16 protein-coding genes are annotated in these 16,915 nt (G+C 55.0%); 6 read left to right on the forward strand and 10 right to left on the reverse strand.

The window, feature by feature from the left end:
• Positions 1–74 precede the first annotated feature (74 nt).
• The 3 genes from AAFH99_RS08085 to AAFH99_RS08095 form a co-directional block, all read right to left on the reverse strand.
• The gene (locus AAFH99_RS08085) at positions 75–392 is read right to left on the reverse strand and encodes a CcdB family protein (protein WP_406829133.1); all 318 of its coding nucleotides are present in this window, start codon (positions 390–392) and stop codon (positions 75–77) included.
• A complete protein-coding gene (locus AAFH99_RS08090) occupies positions 392–637 on the reverse strand; it encodes a type II toxin-antitoxin system CcdA family antitoxin (RefSeq protein ID WP_406829134.1) in 246 nt (81 codons plus the stop codon). The genes AAFH99_RS08085 and AAFH99_RS08090 overlap by 1 nt, the downstream gene beginning before the upstream one ends.
• 533 nt (positions 638–1,170) lie before the next feature.
• Positions 1,171–1,671: a lactoylglutathione lyase family protein gene (locus AAFH99_RS08095; RefSeq protein ID WP_406829135.1), complete on the reverse strand. Its 501-nt coding sequence runs from the start codon at positions 1,669–1,671 to the stop codon at positions 1,171–1,173.
• 93 nt (positions 1,672–1,764) lie between these two features.
• Here AAFH99_RS08095 and AAFH99_RS08100 point away from each other — a divergent pair, with 93 nt between their 5' ends.
• Positions 1,765–2,640 (forward strand): LysR family transcriptional regulator, encoded by an 876-nt coding sequence (locus AAFH99_RS08100; protein WP_406829136.1) that lies wholly within the window; start codon positions 1,765–1,767, stop codon positions 2,638–2,640.
• Between the two features lie 12 nt (positions 2,641–2,652).
• Here the strand turns inward: AAFH99_RS08100 and AAFH99_RS08105 are convergent, their stop codons facing one another.
• Entirely contained in the window at positions 2,653–4,503 is a 1,851-nt protein-coding gene (locus AAFH99_RS08105) for a DUF885 domain-containing protein (RefSeq protein ID WP_406829137.1), read from the reverse strand.
• Between the two features lie 203 nt (positions 4,504–4,706).
• Between AAFH99_RS08105 and AAFH99_RS08110 the strand changes: the two genes are divergently transcribed.
• Both AAFH99_RS08110 and AAFH99_RS08115 read left to right on the forward strand, forming a co-directional pair.
• Positions 4,707–5,051, forward strand: a complete 345-nt coding sequence (locus AAFH99_RS08110; protein WP_043317130.1) for a 4a-hydroxytetrahydrobiopterin dehydratase — start codon at positions 4,707–4,709, stop codon at positions 5,049–5,051.
• Positions 5,052–5,224: 173 nt separating this feature from the next.
• A complete protein-coding gene (locus AAFH99_RS08115) occupies positions 5,225–5,446 on the forward strand; it encodes a DUF1272 domain-containing protein (RefSeq protein ID WP_231491727.1) in 222 nt (73 codons plus the stop codon).
• 22 nt (positions 5,447–5,468) lie between these two features.
• Here the strand turns inward: AAFH99_RS08115 and AAFH99_RS08120 are convergent, their stop codons facing one another.
• The gene (locus tag AAFH99_RS08120) at positions 5,469–6,227 is read right to left on the reverse strand and encodes a TlyA family RNA methyltransferase (protein ID WP_043317128.1); all 759 of its coding nucleotides are present in this window, start codon (positions 6,225–6,227) and stop codon (positions 5,469–5,471) included.
• A gap of 138 nt (positions 6,228–6,365) precedes the next feature.
• Between AAFH99_RS08120 and nhaA the strand changes: the two genes are divergently transcribed.
• The 3 genes from nhaA (at position 6,366) to AAFH99_RS08135 (ending at position 11,571) form a co-directional block, all read left to right on the forward strand.
• A complete protein-coding gene (nhaA, locus tag AAFH99_RS08125) occupies positions 6,366–7,811 on the forward strand; it encodes a Na+/H+ antiporter NhaA (protein ID WP_051686995.1) in 1,446 nt (481 codons plus the stop codon).
• A gap of 435 nt (positions 7,812–8,246) precedes the next feature.
• Positions 8,247–10,433: an alpha/beta hydrolase fold domain-containing protein gene (locus tag AAFH99_RS08130; protein ID WP_406829138.1), complete on the forward strand. Its 2,187-nt coding sequence runs from the start codon at positions 8,247–8,249 to the stop codon at positions 10,431–10,433.
• A gap of 82 nt (positions 10,434–10,515) precedes the next feature.
• Entirely contained in the window at positions 10,516–11,571 is a 1,056-nt protein-coding gene (locus tag AAFH99_RS08135) for a peptidase M42 (protein WP_043317126.1), read from the forward strand.
• On the opposite strand, the gene AAFH99_RS08140 is transcribed toward AAFH99_RS08135, so the two are convergent.
• The 5 genes from AAFH99_RS08140 to mltF all read right to left on the reverse strand — a co-directional run bounded on the left by AAFH99_RS08140 (position 11,568) and on the right by mltF (position 16,361).
• Positions 11,568–11,993 (reverse strand): hypothetical protein, encoded by a 426-nt coding sequence (locus AAFH99_RS08140; RefSeq protein WP_043317124.1) that lies wholly within the window; start codon positions 11,991–11,993, stop codon positions 11,568–11,570. The two genes, AAFH99_RS08135 and AAFH99_RS08140, sit on opposite strands and share 4 nt — an antisense overlap.
• An 82-nt stretch (positions 11,994–12,075) precedes the next feature.
• Positions 12,076–13,827, reverse strand: a complete 1,752-nt coding sequence (gene dld, locus AAFH99_RS08145; protein WP_043317122.1) for a D-lactate dehydrogenase — start codon at positions 13,825–13,827, stop codon at positions 12,076–12,078.
• Between the two features lie 28 nt (positions 13,828–13,855).
• Entirely contained in the window at positions 13,856–14,137 is a 282-nt protein-coding gene (locus AAFH99_RS08150) for a PepSY domain-containing protein (RefSeq protein ID WP_043317120.1), read from the reverse strand.
• A gap of 44 nt (positions 14,138–14,181) precedes the next feature.
• The gene (locus AAFH99_RS08155; protein ID WP_406829139.1) at positions 14,182–14,694 is read right to left on the reverse strand and encodes a hypothetical protein; all 513 of its coding nucleotides are present in this window, start codon (positions 14,692–14,694) and stop codon (positions 14,182–14,184) included.
• A 188-nt stretch (positions 14,695–14,882) separates the two neighbouring features.
• The gene (gene mltF / locus AAFH99_RS08160) at positions 14,883–16,361 is read right to left on the reverse strand and encodes a membrane-bound lytic murein transglycosylase MltF (protein ID WP_051686994.1); all 1,479 of its coding nucleotides are present in this window, start codon (positions 16,359–16,361) and stop codon (positions 14,883–14,885) included.
• Positions 16,362–16,915 lie beyond the last annotated feature (554 nt).

Genomic DNA, 16,915 nt, shown 5'->3' on the forward strand with positions numbered 1-16,915 from the left:
AATGGCGGTCAGTATGTAAACGAGAAAAGAGCCTTGAGGCGACGACTGCCGGGAGTTGTTTTTCTACAGGCTCGTTAAATGCCGGTAATAGCAAAATCCAGAGCGGCTAATATTTCTGTTCGAAAATGTTCGAGTGTACCGATTGGGTTTTTTAGTCTATCCGTTGGCACGGAGGCAATCTGTGGGGTGAGTAAGATTAGCTCGTCACCCTCATATTCAATTACGGGGGTAAGCCTCCCAAGATTTTCATTTTTAAAATATTGCAACCGGCCGAGAGGGAGCACGATTCTTGTTCCTATATCAGAAATATGCTCGTGCTGAATATCCAGGATAAAAGGAAAAGTCTTCTGCGTTGCCTTGCTGGGGTTTTTGTATACGTCGAACTGCGGCATCAGAAATTCCTAAACTCATCGCCGAAGCAACCATGTTCTTCAACAAATTCGTTGTAGGCCTTAATTCCGGCTTTATGCTCATCTTTCCATTTCTGAGCTTTCCGCTTTGCGAGCTCCTGGCTCAGCGCTTGCTCTAAAGTCGCGGATAAATTAATGTGCATGGATCGGGATTTGACCAACAAGTCACTATTTATGCTGAGATTTGTTGCCTTCTTTGGGGCATTTGCGTCAAAAAGAGTGGTCATAGCGGCGCTCCAAGTTATGCGCATTTATATGCGCATTCCTATGTTAGGCCGGCCTTGTCCGAAAATCAACCATTGGCTGGGGGCTCAAGGTCCGGAGGCATTTAACAAGGAGCTGCAGCCGACGGATAACTTTGTGCACTTTATACACAGTTGCTGCGCTCCCATTATCGTGCATAAAGTGCACAAAGTTGTCCGCGGCTGAGCGCGGCATTAATGTGTAGAATAAGAAAAGCCGTTTCTCTGGTGCTGAATGCAGGGTGGCATTGAAGCCGGTAGTGAAAGAATGGGGTAAACATAGAGTTGGCGAAAAAAGCGTGGGCGCTGGCAGAGTATCAATGGCTCAGACTTATATAGTGACTTTGAGGACTGCTAAATAAGTGAGATAGCGATGCCCCTTCTTGTTTCCTTACTTCAATCTTCCCATTAGTACTTTGGGTTGCTCGGTAAGTCGAATACGTCTCTCCTCGGCAGAATCCTGAGTTGCGCGCTCAAACCTGGCGGCTTATGCTCAACTCAGGATTCCAGTCGCGGGTTTAGTAGGCGCCCTCACTGTAAATCAGTTCGTAGCTGTGGCTGTAAATTTCCACAATATTTCCAAATGGGTCTTCCATATAGATCATGCGGTAGGGCTTTTTGCCTGGGTAGTAGTATCTAGGCTTTTCCATGCGTCGCTTGCCGCCCGCGGCGACAATTTTTTCTGCAAGCGCTTCGACATCTGGATCTTGTACACAAAAGTGGAAAATACCGGTCTTCCAGTACTCGAAGTTGTTTTCCGGGTTTTTCTGGTTCGGGAACTGGAAAAGCTCGACGCCAATCCGGTCTCCGGTTGACAGATGTGCGATTCGGAAACTGCCCCAGCCTGCGCCGAAGACGTCGGTGCACATTTCTCCGATTGCGCTGTCGTCCTCTGTGATCTGGGTGGGCTCCATAATGAGATACCAGCCCATCACTTGGGTATAGAATTTGACTGCCTGCTCAAGGTCCGGTACGGAGATCCCAATATGTGAGAAGTTTCTAGGGTAGGTGTTGGTCATCTTGTGCCCTCCTGTTGGTAAGTAGTGCAAGCTTACAGTGGCACTTTAATAATCTATAATTATCATTTTGAATTGATATGATCTTTATTTGTAATGATTAACATATCCTGGCTGTATACATTCTGTACTCTCGTTGAGGTTGGCCATTTCACTCGAACGGCCGAGCGGCTTCATATGACGCAATCCGGGGTCAGTCAGCACGTGCGTAAACTGGAAGAACAGCTCGGTGTTGAGTTGCTGGTAAGGGATGGTAAGAAGTTTTCCGTCTCGTATGCTGGTGAAAAGCTGTATGCGGAGGGGCAGGGCATTTTGTTGGCTCTTTCGGGTTTGGAGGAAAAGGTTCAGGAAGATAGGCCCTTTGAGGGACTGGTTAGGGTAATGTCCCCGGGAAGTGTCGGGCTCAAGTTGTATGGGAATTTATTGGCTTTACAGTCTGAGTACCCGAAACTCGTTATCGATTACCGATTTGCTCCTAATTCCGAAGTAGAGGCGGCAATTGCCGAGTCCAGGGTTGATATCGGGTTTATGACTTCTGAGTCTTCCCTGCCGGAGGTCTTGTGCCAGCCTATTGCCGAAGAGAGCTTGTTACTGGTAACTCCCGCAAGTGTTGCACAGCCAGATTGGCACAATTTGATGGGACTCGGTTTTATTGATCATCCTGATGGGCGCCATCACGCCAACCTGTTACTTGCGCCAAATTTTCCGCAGTTCCAGCATTGCGATCAGTTTCTGATTAGCGGTTTTTCGAACCAGGTCGGTCTTATTCTCGAGCCTGTCAGTAGAGGGCTCGGTTTTACGGTTTTACCAGTCTACGCAGTGGAGGCGTTTCTTAAGCGGGATCGGATCAGAGTTCATCAGCTTCCCACACCGGTAAGTGAGACCTTGTACCTGTGTGGGCGGCGCGAAAAGGGGTTTCAAAAACGCATGCAAACCGTTATTACCGAAGCGCGCCGCTGGCTCGAGAATTGATCGAAGGAGAATTTACGATTCGATATCCGTCAGCATCAGTTCCCGGATTACTGGAACAGGTGCGTTTCCGTAGCTCAGAAATTTTTCGTGAAATTGCTTCAAATTGAATTTTTCTCCCAGTTTTTGCTTTATTTCTTCCCGTAATTCCATGATGTCCATATAGCCAGCAAAGTAGCTGGTAAGTTGTACCTGGCTCAGTGTCGCGCGTCGCCATTTTCCCAGTGCTTCCGTTTCTTGCTGGAATGCCTGTTTCATCATCAATTCCATTGCCTGTTCTTCATTCATGCCTTTGACCTGAATTGAATAGTCCAGGATAGTGTTGACCACTGTGCGCAGGTTCCATTTGTAGTACATCATCCACAGCTCGGGCTGAAAATCCCCGTAGCCGGCTTCTAGCATCATACGTTCGGTATATACTGCCCAACCTTCAATCATGGCGCCATTGCCGAGGATGTTTTTAATGAGGCTGGGAGACTGGTTGGCATACACAAGCTGGGTATAGTGCCCGGGTATCGCCTCGTGGATGTTCAGTATTTGCATTAAGTAGGTGTTGTATTCTCTGAGGAAGCTCTCTGCCCGATCATCCGGGAGTTCCTCCACAGGCATCACGTTGTAATAGGTGTTGGCATTCTTGTCGTAAGGGCCTGGTGCATTGATTGATGCCACTGAAAATCCACGCATATACGCAGGTGTAGTACGCACGACCAGAGGCTTTTTAGGGTCCAGGGAAACGAGATCCTTCTCGTTGACGAAGGCGACAAGTTCCGGAATCTGTTTTTCTACTTCTGACTTGAATGTTTCCTTGGTTGCGTGATTCAGGGAAAGCTTTTCCAGCACCTTATGAATTTTCTCAAGTATGTCGTCTGGACGCTTTTCATCCGGGAAGTATTTAGGCCACAGTTGGTCGGCGAGTTCGTCCATTTTCAGGTGAAGCCGGTCTTTTTCTTTCATGGCACGGTTATAGAGTTCTTCACCACTCATGCTGATCTGTATATCGAATTTGAACTTTTTCTCGTAACGCTCTTTTCCGATACGAAAATCGCGGAAGCTGTCGGCTTGTTCCATCTGCGCGTGTAGCGTTTGCAGATAGACGACATATTCATCGATAGCCTGGCGAGCGGCCTGTAGGCGAGTAGCAAACTGTTCTTTTTCACGATCGCTGAGACCACTTTGTGCCAGTTTTCTCTCGAGTTCCTCACCAAATACAGATTGCGCACCTTCGTTCTGCTGAATCGCGAGGATGAGTTGTGGTGAGGCTGGATTGCTGAGGGTTTTTTCGGCGGCGGCGTAGTAAGCCGGTACTTTCAACAGGCGTTCACTGAAGGTTCGAAGGCGATCGTCCAGTGGTGCGTAATCGGTATTCAGGATCAGTGCGAACCCGTGGGAAACATTGTAGTCTGCGGGGTTCCACTCATGGGGCTTGAACTCTGTCAGTTTCCAGATGGTCTCATTCAGGAAGTTGACGATTAGCGCCAGGTCGGTACGCGCATTGGGGCTGAGTTTGTCCGGGGCAAATCCGGAAAACTGGTTCAGTGAGCTTCTCGCGAAACTGAGGACTTCCCGGCGATAGTGAGTGTCTGGCACTTCAAGTTGAGAGGCGACTTTATAGTATCCGTTGCTGATCGCCCAGGATGGAAAAAGGTGCCACATACGCTCGATCAGCTGGTTACTGAGTTGCTCAAAGGTTTCTTCATCGATGTTCGACTTTGGGGCTGGGGCCTTGCTGAGCTCATTTTTTCCAGCTCTGTGTTGCTCTGTTTGCGGGCTCTGGCCGTTGGGCTCGGTCGTCGAAGCTGGCGCGCTTTTTTGTCCACAGCCGTGAATGAAGGTGGCCAGAAATATGGCTGTGGTCAGTCGTTTCATGATGTTCTCGAATTTCTGATGGAATCTGTTGAAAACCTAGCACAGTCGTCTTGTGAGTAACTTTTTATCCACACACTATTTTGTGTGATCCAGGTCGCCTTGTGCCATATCCGGGCGGCGGCTAAAGTGGCACATCGCGAATTTGTGGCGGAGTGCCACGATTCGACCTTACCAATAAAGTACTGTGCACAGAGGAGTCAGATATGACCGAGCTGGCAGCGCAGGCCTGTGAGGCCTGCCGGGCTGATGCCCCCCTGGTATCCGATGAGGAATTGGCAACCCTGATCCGCGAAATTCCGGATTGGACCCCTATGGTTCGTAATGATGTGATGCAACTGGAGCGGGTTTTCAAGTTTCGGAACTTCAAGCAGGCGTTAGCGTTTACTAACCGTGTGGGCGCGATTGCGGAAGAGGTTGGTCACCACCCCGCGCTGCTCACTGAGTGGGGCAAGGTGACTGTGACCTGGTGGAGCCACGAAGCCGGTGGTTTGCACAAGAATGATTTTATTATGGCGGCCCGCACGGACAAGCAGCTGGAGGCGGAGTAATCTATTCCGTGCCACAGACTTGCCGGCGCAGCCTGCCTATGAAGTAGTTGGCCCATGTCCGGGATAACTCGGCTCACCGTGATGGCGTGGGCCGGGTACGGCTTTGACGTCACCCCGTCACAACCCTGGCAGCGGGCTATGAATTGCGAGCCTGAAGGAATACGATGCTGAAAATGAAAGCTAGCTGCGAACGTTGCAGCGCGCCCCTGGGCCTTTCTGACCTAGCCTATATCTGTTCATACGAATGCACATTTTGCCCCGAATGCACGGCAGCGTTGAATCAAGAGTGTCCGAACTGCCAGGGCAACCTCGTGCTACGTCCGCTGCGCCGAACGTCGCCAACGGAAGTTGCCCGCCCTGGCTTCAAGGCCAAGCTGGAAGCCATTCTGCGCTAGCACAGTGGCAGGGTGGGCGTCATTAGCGGGTTGCCCAGAGCAAAAACTCCCGATTTCCATCTCCACCCTTGATCGGGCTTTCAATGTAATCCCTTACCTGTAAATCCAGTTGCGTACACAGGGCGTATATTTTTTCCTGAACACCGCAATAGAGACTGGAGTCCTTTACAAGGCCACCTTTGCCAATACCTTCCGGGCCTACTTCAAACTGCGGTTTTACGAGGCTTAGCAGCTCACCACCCGGTTTTAGCATCGGGGGCAATTGAGGCAGTATCAGGGTTTGAGAGATAAATGACACGTCCATGACGATGGCGTCAAATCCGTTGTTCCCCCAGGGGGATACCTGCTCGCTGGTCAGGTGGCGGGCATTCAGCCCCTCAAACAATTTCATGCGCGGGTCCTGGCGTAGGGTGGGGGCCAGTTGGTCGTGGCCGACATCCACGCCGACCACTAGTGCTGCCCCTCGTTGCAGCAGGCAATCGCTGAAGCCGCCAGTGGAGCAGCCCACATCCAGGGCGTGCCACCCGCTGGGATCCAGGCCGGTATGATCGAGAATGCCAGCCAGTTTCAGGCCAGCTCTGGACACGTACTGGTCTTCCGGTAGTGGCTCGACGAGGACTTGAGTGTCCTCTCTCAAGGTCTGGCTGGGTTTTTTGACGATTTGCCATCGCTGGCCTCCAGCATCGGCCACTTGTACCCGGCCGGCATCAATCAGTTTGCGCGCGTGGGTTCGGGAGCTGGCCAGACCTTGCTGGACCAACAATAAGTCGAGACGGATCATGGATCGCACTATAGTTTTGAAAATCTGGAGGAGGAAATGACTGCCATGCTAACCTCTGCCCCCAAGACTGGGAAGACGCGCGACGTCTGTGCCCAGGCAAGTGACATAGCGAAACTGAATATTAGGAGTCGGCGTTAGATGGCAAACAATGTGTTGAGTAAATTCAGGATTCGCAAGGGCAAGGTATTTGAAGCGCCACTGGAGAGTGCCTTCGGCCGACTGGTAACGCCCTTTGAAGAGTTTATTCACCGCCAGAGCAGTAGTGGTGTGCTCTTGATGATCTGCGCGGTGGTAGCGTTAATCATTGCTAACTCCCCGTGGCAGGAAGCCTACAAACACCTGCTGCATTTACCGGTCAGTTACAACTTTGGTGACTGGTCCCTGTCCATGAGCTTCCACCACTGGATCAACGATGGCCTGATGGCCATCTTCTTTCTGTTGGTCGGACTCGAATTAAAGCGGGAGTTTCTGGTCGGCGAGCTATCCGAGATGAAGCATGCGGTACTACCGGTGATGGCCGCGATTGGCGGGATGGTGGTTCCGGCACTGATCTTCTATTTAATGAATGGCGGCACGCCGTCGGAGCGTGGCTGGGGTATCCCCATGGCCACGGATATCGCCTTTGCGGTGGGTTGTATCGCCATCCTTGGTAACCGGGTGCCGCGGGCCGTGGTGACGTTCCTGGTGGCGTTGGCGATTGTGGATGACCTGGGTGCAATTCTGGTAATTGCCATCTGGTATACGGAAAGTGTCAACACTACCGCTCTGATGGCGGCTTGCGTTTTGGTGGGTATGCTCTGGCTGCTGAAGTTTGCCGGTGTGCGCCGCTCCGCGGGGTACATTTTTGTGGGTATTCTGTTGTGGTACGCGCTCTACAGAACCGGGGTGCACGCAACTCTGGCGGGTGTGATCACCGCGATGGCGATCCCGGCCAAGCCGAAATACGACCCGGTGGCTTTCAGTACTTTCGTGAAGGATATTATTCGCAGTTTTGATCGCTGCTTCCGCCCCGGCGATAAGATTATTGCGAACGATGCACTGCGTGCGCGGGTAACCGCGCTGGACAATGGTATTCACCTGGTGCAGTCGCCGCTGCAGCGGATGGAAACCCGCCTGCATACTCCGGTTGCGTTCGTGGTGGTGCCAATCTTTGCGTTGGCGAATGCCGGCATTCCTGTTGACAGCTTTACCAGCGCAGCAGCGGTGTTCAATCCACTGACACTGGGGGTGATCTGTGGTCTGGTATTTGGCAAGTTGATCGGTATCGTCGGAGCAACCTGGATAGGCTGGAAGCTGGGTTGGGGCGAACTGCCGAAATCGTCCACCTTTCACCATATTATTGGCGTGGCGCTACTTGGTGGTATCGGCTTTACCATGTCGATCTTTATCGCGGAGCTCGCGTTTGCCGGCCAAAACGAATTGCTCATACAGGCCAAGGCCGGGGTGTTGCTGGCCTCGCTAATTGCGGGGGTGTCGGGTTTTCTGATCTTACGCCGTGCGCCCATCGAGGAGTCCACGCAAACTGCCGAGCACCATGTGGAGAAGCCCGAAGATATTCAGCAGGGAGAGAAAAAACTGCCCTGAGCCTGTGGGGGCAGGGCCGGCATCAGCGCGTGCCCGCCCCCATTTACCAGCTCCCGTGTCCGATTGATCCTCTCCCAACCCGTCAGTGAGCTGCGTAACGAGTCGATCGGCTTTTCTTTCTCACGTGGTTTCTTCGCTGCTGTCGTATTTGCCGCACCGTCTTACTTTCTATCGCTCCTCTCCGGTTCTCTTTTACCGGTCCCTTATCAACCTGTATCCCCGCATCCCCTCTCCCCGTATACCCCTTTATCCGGCAGCTTGCCGGCGGGTGCTTTGATGTTTCGGTAAGGCCAAAGGTGGCCCCGGAACAAGGATGGGAGAGGGTGCCTTGAAATTCAGGTTCTGATTGGGGTATTTTGGTAAGTCCAAAATGCCTGACTTTTGGGTGATTGGTCAGCCTTCTGATAATGAAAATAAATCGAGGTGATGATGAAAATGGTTAGACGGGAATTCGATCGCTGGGCGCTGATCGTGCTGTTTCTGATGGGTTGTTCACAGGCGTTGGCCGGTATCGACTTGGAAGGGGTTGCCGGCTTCGGGGTGGATACCCCCGGGGGCAGTGGCGGTAAGATCATTCGGGTGACAAACCTGCAGAATCGCGGGGAGGGCTCACTGCGGTGGGCATTGGGTCAGTCTGGCCCCCGTATCGTGGTGTTCGAAGTGGGTGGTGTCATCGACCTCGACCGGGAAAATATTGTGGTCAGCGAGCCGTTTCTTACCCTGGCCGGGCAGACTGCGCCAAACCCGGGTATTACCTTGATTCGGGGCGGCCTGAGTATCCGCACACACGATGTGCGAGTACAACACCTCCGCGTGCGCCCTGGCGATGTCGGCCGACCGGCCCGCAGTGGCTGGGCTCCGGATGGCATTGGTATTTCGGGCAAAAATGCCTATCGAATCCATATCGATCATTGCTCCACCAGTTGGGCCGTTGACGAGAATATGTCGGCCTCTGGGGCGCGCACGGATGGGCCTGACGCCACCAGCCGACAAATTACGATCAGCAACTCAATCATCGCCGAGGGATTGGATTACTCAACCCACCGAAAAGGCAAGCATTCTAAAGGGCTGCTCGTACACGATTTTGTGCGTGACGTTGCGGTGGTCGGCAATCTGTTTGCCAACAATGATCGCCGCAATCCGTATTTCAAGGCGCATACCACCGGTGTGGTTGTGAACAATTTGATTTACAACCCGGGCTCTGCGGCAATTCAGCTGGGTTATATCGAAGACGAATGGCGGGATGTTGACGCGGCGCCGGTGAATCCGCGGGTCGCGGTTGTGGGCAATGTCCTGCAGTACGGGCGCGACACTTACAGTGATCTCGCGCTGGTGTCCTATCAGGGGGATGTTTATCTAGAGGATAACCTGGTGTGGAACCTCGATGGCGAGCCGATGAATATCGTACAGGGGGATATTCGGCGGCTGGAGGAGAAACCACTTTGGCCCGAGGGCTTGCGCACGATACCTGCCGAGATGCTCTCTCGCGAGCTATTGACAACCGTCGGTGCCCGGCCCGCCGAGCGGGATGCGGTAGATCAACGAATTATCGCGCAGGTAATGGCGGGACAGGGGCGTATTATTGATAGTCAGGATTCGGTCGAGGGGTACCCCACGCAGGTGCCGGTATTCCGTTCCCTGGCGGTACCGGAAGATGTAGATGCCTGGCTGTCGCGGTTATCGCGCGAGTTGCTAGAGCAAGCCGAGCCGGCTGTCAGAATTTCGCTCGACGACTCGTTTAACATTCAATCCGCCTTTAACAAAACCCGCAAGACTCATCCAGACATTCAAGTTGCACGGGTGGCGCCTGGGCAGGGTACTGAAGTCCTACGGGATTTGGTGTATCGCCGCGTCGGGTCGCGCGCTCTGCATCTGGATCTCTTCCTTCCTGAGGGGGGGCAGCCCGCGTCCGAACGACCGGCTGTACTGTTCATTCACGGCGGCGGCTGGCGTTCTGGTAACCGCACTCTGCAGGAACCCATGGCAAGATATCTCGCCAACCGGGGATTTGTTACCGCGACGGTAGAGTATCGCCTGTCGCCGGAAGCCCGTTACCCGGCGGGTGTACAGGATGTTAAGTCTGCGCTTGGCTGGTTGCGGGCGCAGGCGGGTCGTTACGGCATTGACCCTGAGCGCCTCGCCGTCATCGGTGCCTCTGCGGGTGGGCAAATGGCCACGCTCGTGGGGGTAACCCCGGGCTTGCCCATATTTGAAACTGTACAGTCCGCGGGTAAAGACTCGGTTCAGGCTATTGTCAATCTGGACGGCATTGTCAGTTTCACTACGCCCATGGCATTGCAACATGAGGACGATCCGCGCAAAAAACCTTCGGCGGCGGGCGCCTGGTTCGGTGGTCGTTACGAGAATGTGCCGGATCTCTGGCAACAGGCTTCTCCACTTGAGTACGCGGGTGCTGGCGCTCCCCCCACGCTGTTTGTCAACAGCAGCCACCCGCGCTTTCACGCCGGGCGGGATCAATATATAGCGCGTTTGAGTGAAGCTGGTGTTGTTACGGAAGTAATGACCCACGTGGATGCGCCGCACCCATACTGGCTATTTGAGCCCTGGTTCACGCCGACTGCGGAGCGGGTTTACGGGTTTCTGAAGCGGGTAATGCAGTAGCGATAAAAAACGGTCGCTCATTGGCGAAATTGCTGGATATACTCCGCAAATATCCCACGGCAGCGAGCGGAGCCTGCAGCCCATGCAACAGACCGAACAATTTATCGACCTGCTCAAACTGTTGGTGCGTAGCCCCAGTGTGGTAGGGGCGGAGCACTCTTTTTTCCGGGTTCTGCAGCGCGAGCTGGAAGAGCGGGGTGCGCACGTTACTTGGTACGAGGGCCTTCTGGTCGCTCAGGGGCAACGTCCCAATAGTGCCAAATTTTCTGCCCATATAGATCGTCATGGCCTTATCTGTACCGGCCCCAACGAATTCCAGTACGCCGCTTTTGTCTCCGGACGCCGCTCCGACCTGTTGGGTAATTCCGTGTCGGAAAAGTTGATGACCAAAATCGTCGATCGTTTCCAGGGTGTCACCGTAACAGCTTACGAGCCCTGGTCCGGCTCCTATTTTGGCTCTGGTGTTATCCGTCGCGCTTACGTCTGCGGCTACCGCAATAACCTTATTTTTGAAGTTGCCGGCCTGGAGCACCTCGTTGCCGGAACGCCGGTTGCATTCACTGATCGGCTGGAGATCAACGACGGCATTCTCAGCGCACAGCTGGACAACGTACTGACTGCGGCCCACCTGGTGCACCTGTACAGTCTCGGCTTTCAGGGCACGGCATTTTTCACCGCCCAGGAAGAATCTGGCAGTAGCTGGCGTTACCTGTTGGAATGGTTCCGCCGTTTCAATGGCGGAACCGACAAGCTGATCGTGGTGGACACCAGCCCTTACCCGGATCGCGCCAGTGCCGACGCCCAACAGGTGGTTTTGCGTCGTAGAGATGCGAACGCCCAGTTTCACCCGGGTACCACCGAACGCCTGGCGCAGTTATGTGAATCCCGGGGGATCCGCTACAGCTACAAAGACAGTTATATCGAGGCACAAAATAAAAAGGCAGTCGCGGAGGGGCAAGAGCCACAGTCGTTCGGAAGTACGGAACTCGGGCGAATAGTGAGTGCGTCTTCCGGGTTTGTGCAGGGGACGACCCTGCAGGTTCCTACGACCGGCTATCACACCATGGAAGAATCCGCTTCACTCTCCGCGAACAGCGCGTTCAGCGATCTGCTGTTTGCCATTGCCGGGGACGATTAGAATTCTTCACTGGCTTGATAGCGGTTACAGCGATTGTTGCAGTAGGGCCTGTCGGAACGAATAGCGCCGGTTGTCGGGTTTACCGTCAGCTGGCGTTTTTTATTACCGTGATAGGCCACCACATTCCAGTACCCGTTGCGAAACTGAACCTGGTCAAAAGTGTGAAACCCCAATCGTTGCAGGCGCATCCGCACTGCACCCGCGCTCAGGTCTATCTCGGAAGGTGTCCCTCCATCCAGGTCCGGACCGTAGAGGTGTGGTGGAATTGGTATGCCCGATACGGGCCCGGAATACCGAAAGTCCTGGGCGGTGAATGGGCCCGGTTGCTGAGCGTTAAGCTGGCCTGGAGTCAATATGATGGCCAGGGTGGCCACGACCGAAAGCCTGGCTAAGGCTTTGTCTTTGATTGCGGCGTACAGCATGGTGTTCCCCAAATTACCGTTATCCTGTTATTGGTAATGTGGAACGCCATGAAAACCAAATTGATGACCGTTTTAGGGCAGGTCAGCCGCAGTTGCAGCAGCGGCGGTGCTTGTCGGTTTTCCCGATACCGGGGTTGAAGGTATTGGTGGGGTCGAGCTGTTCGAAAAATGTTTTTTGTTCGTCGGGCGCCTGATAAAGATGGCCAACATTGTGCTCTGCCGGGTAGCGAGCCCCGCGGCGGTCGAGTAACCGGAGCAGGGCTTTTTTGACGGCTTCTGGATCGGCGCCTTTTTTAAGGATGTAATCCTGGTGAAAGACGTTGCACAGGAAGTGACCGTAGTAGAGGCGATACTCCAGCTGGCTTGCGATCTCGACAGGCAGCTTTTCTTCCCAGTCCATATCGTTGCGCCTGAGCGCGATATCCAGAGGCAGCAGCTCCCCTACCTGTTTACTGTGGACGGCCTGGTAGCGCATGGCGGCGCCGGCAGAGACGAATCGGTGCAGCATGGCCTTGCTGGCCTCTGAGGTACTACAGGCAAAAAATTCCCCGGTGTTTTCAGTCCCCGCAAAGAAGGTCTGCAACCACTGTTCGGCTGGCTCGATACTGCTATCCGCGACTTTTACGATCAGGTGATGCTGATACTTTTCCCGGTAATCCAGCATGGGTTTGGGCAAGTGCTGGGGGAGCAGTTTGCTGATACTCTGCAACAGGCGGTCACTGAAATATCGGGGCACCCACGACCGCTTTGCGAGCCACGCGTCGATGCGCCCCTTTAGTGCAAAGAAGCGGGGCATGCGGCGGGTTCCGAGCTTTTCAATGGTGTAAAAACTGTCTTTGCCGTAGCTCGCCGCCAGGTCGAACATGTCGCGATGCAGGTACTCGCCCAGCAGCGGGATTTCGGGTAGCTCGGTCAGCAGCCCTCTGCGCAGACGTGCAAAAACGTCTGCGTCATTGCTGCCGATGTAGAATGTCCGGGTGTGCCTGGGTATGGGGAAAGTATCGAGACGCACGGCAAACACAGCGACCTTGCCCGCACAGCCGCTGGTTTCAAACAGGCGGCGAGGGTCGGCATTGAATCTCGCGGGCGTGTCTGCCTCAACATCTCGTATCCGCTCCACATATTCCCGATCTGAAGCCATGCGTGTACGGCTGCTGTTGTGGGGGTGCGGTAGCTCCCTGACCTGAATAAAGGTACCGTTTTCCAGGTTGGTGAGCATTTCCTGCGGCGTCTCACCCAGGTCAATACCCAGGTGATTGATCAGTTGTAAACGTCCCTCCGCATTGACCTGTGCGTAAAGTGCAAGCTCCGTGTAAGCGGGGCCGCGTTGGCACAGTGCGCCGCCGGAATTGTTGGCGATGCCGCCGACAATGGAAGCGCCAAGGCAGGAGGAGCCAATTTCCGAGTGCGGCGAGCGCTGTAATGGTGTGAGGAGTTTTTCCAGGCTATGCAGCGTGGCGCCGGCCAAGGCGACAACCTGCTCTCCCTGGTGATTACCCTCTCCTAGCAGGTGAATACCGTTCATCTGCAGGGTATTGATTATCACGATCGGTCGATCGTAATCGTTGCCGCTGGGTGTGGAGCCTTCAGTCAGGCCGGTATTGGCCGCCTGCATGATAATGATGGCGCCGGCATCGACACATACCTGAAGAGTCTGCCACAGCTGCACAAGCTTTGCGGGGAACACCACTGCCAGCGCACCGCCTTCCCCTGAGCGGAAACCGGTGCGGTAGTGCTCGCTGCGCTGAGCATCGCTGATCACGCCATCGCGGCCGAGCAACCGCACCAGTTGTTGGAGCAGTGCTCGGCCATCGGGTGTGTCAGCGGGAGGCATTGAAGAGAGCTCTCCCTCGGGCTGCGGATCAGTCTTTATCTTCTTTGACCTCTAAAATTTCACCACTGTTGGGATCTACTTCGAGGTCCCATTTTCGCCCTTCTTTGTACGCTTCCACTTCCCAGCGGCCTCGCTCCAGTGAAACATCGACCACTGGAGTGTAACCCTGCTGTTCGAGTTTTGTGAGCAGGCTGGACAGGGCCATGGCGCCGGGGGGAGGCATTTCATCGTTGGCATTTGCCTGTGCTGCCGCGACTGCGGCGAAGCCGCTCAGAGTAACGGCGAGCAGGGAATTTTTCACGTTCTTCATGGTTTCTCCCGGTGTTGACAGATGTCTTATGGCTGGGAAGGTGGTCAGTCGGTTTTGTTGAGTCGCTGCTGCATCATGAAGCACCACTCATCACTGCCGCCATCGGGGCCGTGAGCGCCGTCACCTCCGGTCAGTTTATCCATGGCAATAAACCAGTCGTCGGAGCCGACCAGGGGTAAACCGGATGGGTAGTGTTCGGTAATGGCCTCACTCTGGGTTTTCATCACTTCTGAATTCACCCACTCGAACCACGTGGCGTTGCAGATCAGCTGGCCTTCACTGTTGGGGCTTTCCGCAGACGAGCTGTCGGTGTCACCGGCGGTGCCGCTAGCGTCGCCGCTGTCGCTGGTATTGTCGTTGGCACTGCCGGTGTCGCCAGTGGAGGAGGGCGCGCTGTAGTCTGGTGCGCTGGTATCCTCTTCGACGACGGTTGTTTCCTCAACCACTTCGGCCTCAGGCTTCTGGGTGGTGTCCGGGTCGTGGGAGTCAGATTTACGGCTGCAGCCGGTGATGGCAATCGTGGTCATCAGGCTGACCAGCAACATGTGACGAATCATAAGAGTTCCTCGTATCTATCGGATGATGGCGCCGAAATGATCGGTTCGCTGAAATAAGCATAGGAGGAATTTTGTGACTTGCACCTGTGGTGGAGGGGATTTGTGACCTCTTCCACGTGGCTGGCGGGAGGGAGAACAGGCAGGGCGGCCAATGGCCGCCCTGTGGGGGAGTGGGTGTCGTGCTGGAACTAAAGGGCCGACTGGGATGCGGCGGCCTCTGCTGCGGGTACTTCTGCCAGCGCTTCGCCGTTGTCATTGGCGGCCGCTGCGGCCAGGCGCTGTTCCTCGATGCGGCTGGTCCAGGTCAGCAGGGCCTGGTAGTGGCGGATATTCTGCACATAGGTCACCGGCTCCCAGCCCCGTGCGTAGCCGTGTTTCAGATTCTTGTAGTACTGGCGCTTTGCCAGCAAGGGCAGGTGGTCCCTTACGTCCGCCCAGCGGTCGGGGTTGCCGCCCATTTGCTGGGTAAGTACTCGTGCATCTTCAAGATGACCGTATCCTACGTTGTAGGCGGCGAGGGCCATCCAGGTGCGGTCGGGTTCACGAATGCGTGCGGGAATCTTGTCGCGCACTTGCAGGAAATAGCGCGCCCCGCCATCGATACTTTCCAGTGGGTCCAGGCGATTCACACCCATTTCGCGGGCGGTGGCGCGGGTCAGCATCATCAGTCCGCGCACCCCGGTGGGCGACTTCGCGCGGGGATTCCAGTGGGATTCCTGATAGCTCAGGGCTGCCAGCAGCTCCCAGTCCAGCCCGTATTTGTCTGCGGTTTTCTGTAGTTCTTCGCGCCATTTTGGCAGGCGGTCGCGGGTCAGCTGGGCAAAGGTCTTGGCGCCACCCACATTCATTTTGCTGACGTGACCGAAGTAGAGTTCACGCAGCTCCGCCACCAGACCACTGGTGTTGGCGCGCAACATAAAGTTGCGGGCAGCGCGGTACAGGGTGTCGTCTTCCCCTTTGGGGAAGGCCCAGGAAACCGGTTGAAATTGGGTCAGGTTAAACGCGATATGGGTGTTGGGGTAGAGGCCCCGGTGAACCGCATAGGCATTGGAGTCGACAACGGCGTAGTGGTATTGGCCTTCGTTGACCATCTCCACCAGTTCCATCGCATCCACATCGGAAATTTCTTCCCAGGAAAGGTTTTCGTAGCGTTGGGACAGCTTACGCAGCTGTTCCGCGTGGGCGCTTCCGGCAATGACGGCAATATTCTTGCCCTCGAGGTCGGCGACACTGCGCGGGCGCTGTTCGCCCAGACGATAGATGACCTGCTGGCGGATTTCGAAGTAGGAAGGGGCAAAGCGCACCTGTTCGCGGCGCTCGGAGGTGACGGTGAGGCCCGCCGCAGCCAGGTGCGCGCCGGACTCGGGGTTGCCCAGTTCACTGAACAGGTGGCTGAGGTCGTGGACGTCCCGGATTTCCAGCTCCACTCCGAGTTCGCGGGCAAACTCACGCAACATACCGTATTCGAAGCCGGTGTAGCGGCCATTGGCGTCTTCGTAATAGGTGGTGGGTCCGTTCTGTGACAGCACAACCAGCTTGCCCGACGTTTTGACCTGCTCCAGCAGGCTGGGAGCTTTGCTTGCCACCAAAAGAGAAGCACAACAGGCCAGGGCCACCCCCTTCAACAGGCGGCGGCTGTATCGCAACAGTCGGCTTTTCATGATCATAGGCGGTCCCCTCGAATCCTTTCGTTAGCATTATTGATACGCAGAGCGGAGCCCTTTCATCCGGTTGGTCCTGGGCCGGTATCCTTGCTCTGCTGCGGGCGCGATCCGCTGCGCCTCGCGACTATCCTCTGCGGTATTCATTTGCGGCATATCAACTTGCCACCCTTCCTGATTACCGCACGTGCTGCCGGGCTTTGCCTATTATTTGAACAGGGTCAGGCGAAAGCGCGGCAATTTTACCTCATATATGAGGAGTCTGACCAATTGTGACCAGAATTGTCCCCTGAGTTTGTGATTGATCGGGTTGTTTCGATCCACTTTTCAGTGTAGTGGACGGTGTCAGGTCCGGTGTGGCACTCGCTAATCTCGGGTTGCCGCCAGCGCCAATCCGACCGCATTTACTCTGTTCACGTGGGTGCCGGCAGTGTTTCACCGCCGGATGCCCGCTTGACAGTGTTGGAGCGGCGATGCTTCGGGTACAATGCGCGCGCTCCGATTCCCGGTGTACCTGCGTGGCACGTCCTAACCGATCTGATGCTTCCGCCCGCAGGCGC

This window comes from Microbulbifer sp. ARAS458-1 (assembly GCF_045348205.1).
Classification (GTDB): Bacteria; Pseudomonadota; Gammaproteobacteria; order Pseudomonadales; family Cellvibrionaceae; genus Microbulbifer.

Coding starts and splice junctions, on each gene's coding strand:
- AAFH99_RS08095 (WP_406829135.1), bottom strand. CDS start 1,671: ATGACCAACACCTACCCTAGAAACTTCTCACATATTGGGATCTCCGTA.
- mltF (WP_051686994.1), bottom strand. CDS start 16,361: ATGATCATGAAAAGCCGACTGTTGCGATACAGCCGCCGCCTGTTGAAG.
- AAFH99_RS08105 (WP_406829137.1), bottom strand. CDS start 4,503: ATGAAACGACTGACCACAGCCATATTTCTGGCCACCTTCATTCACGGC.
- AAFH99_RS08120 (WP_043317128.1), bottom strand. CDS start 6,227: ATGATCCGTCTCGACTTATTGTTGGTCCAGCAAGGTCTGGCCAGCTCC.
- AAFH99_RS08090 (WP_406829134.1), bottom strand. CDS start 637: ATGACCACTCTTTTTGACGCAAATGCCCCAAAGAAGGCAACAAATCTC.
- AAFH99_RS08085 (WP_406829133.1), bottom strand. CDS start 392: ATGCCGCAGTTCGACGTATACAAAAACCCCAGCAAGGCAACGCAGAAG.
- AAFH99_RS08110 (WP_043317130.1), top strand. CDS start 4,707: ATGACCGAGCTGGCAGCGCAGGCCTGTGAGGCCTGCCGGGCTGATGCC.
- dld (WP_043317122.1), bottom strand. CDS start 13,827: ATGCCTCCCGCTGACACACCCGATGGCCGAGCACTGCTCCAACAACTG.
- AAFH99_RS08140 (WP_043317124.1), bottom strand. CDS start 11,993: ATGCTGTACGCCGCAATCAAAGACAAAGCCTTAGCCAGGCTTTCGGTC.
- AAFH99_RS08135 (WP_043317126.1), top strand. CDS start 10,516: ATGCAACAGACCGAACAATTTATCGACCTGCTCAAACTGTTGGTGCGT.
- AAFH99_RS08130 (WP_406829138.1), top strand. CDS start 8,247: ATGGTTAGACGGGAATTCGATCGCTGGGCGCTGATCGTGCTGTTTCTG.
- AAFH99_RS08150 (WP_043317120.1), bottom strand. CDS start 14,137: ATGAAGAACGTGAAAAATTCCCTGCTCGCCGTTACTCTGAGCGGCTTC.
- AAFH99_RS08100 (WP_406829136.1), top strand. CDS start 1,765: ATGATTAACATATCCTGGCTGTATACATTCTGTACTCTCGTTGAGGTT.
- AAFH99_RS08155 (WP_406829139.1), bottom strand. CDS start 14,694: ATGATTCGTCACATGTTGCTGGTCAGCCTGATGACCACGATTGCCATC.
- nhaA (WP_051686995.1), top strand. CDS start 6,366: ATGGCAAACAATGTGTTGAGTAAATTCAGGATTCGCAAGGGCAAGGTA.
- AAFH99_RS08115 (WP_231491727.1), top strand. CDS start 5,225: ATGAAAGCTAGCTGCGAACGTTGCAGCGCGCCCCTGGGCCTTTCTGAC.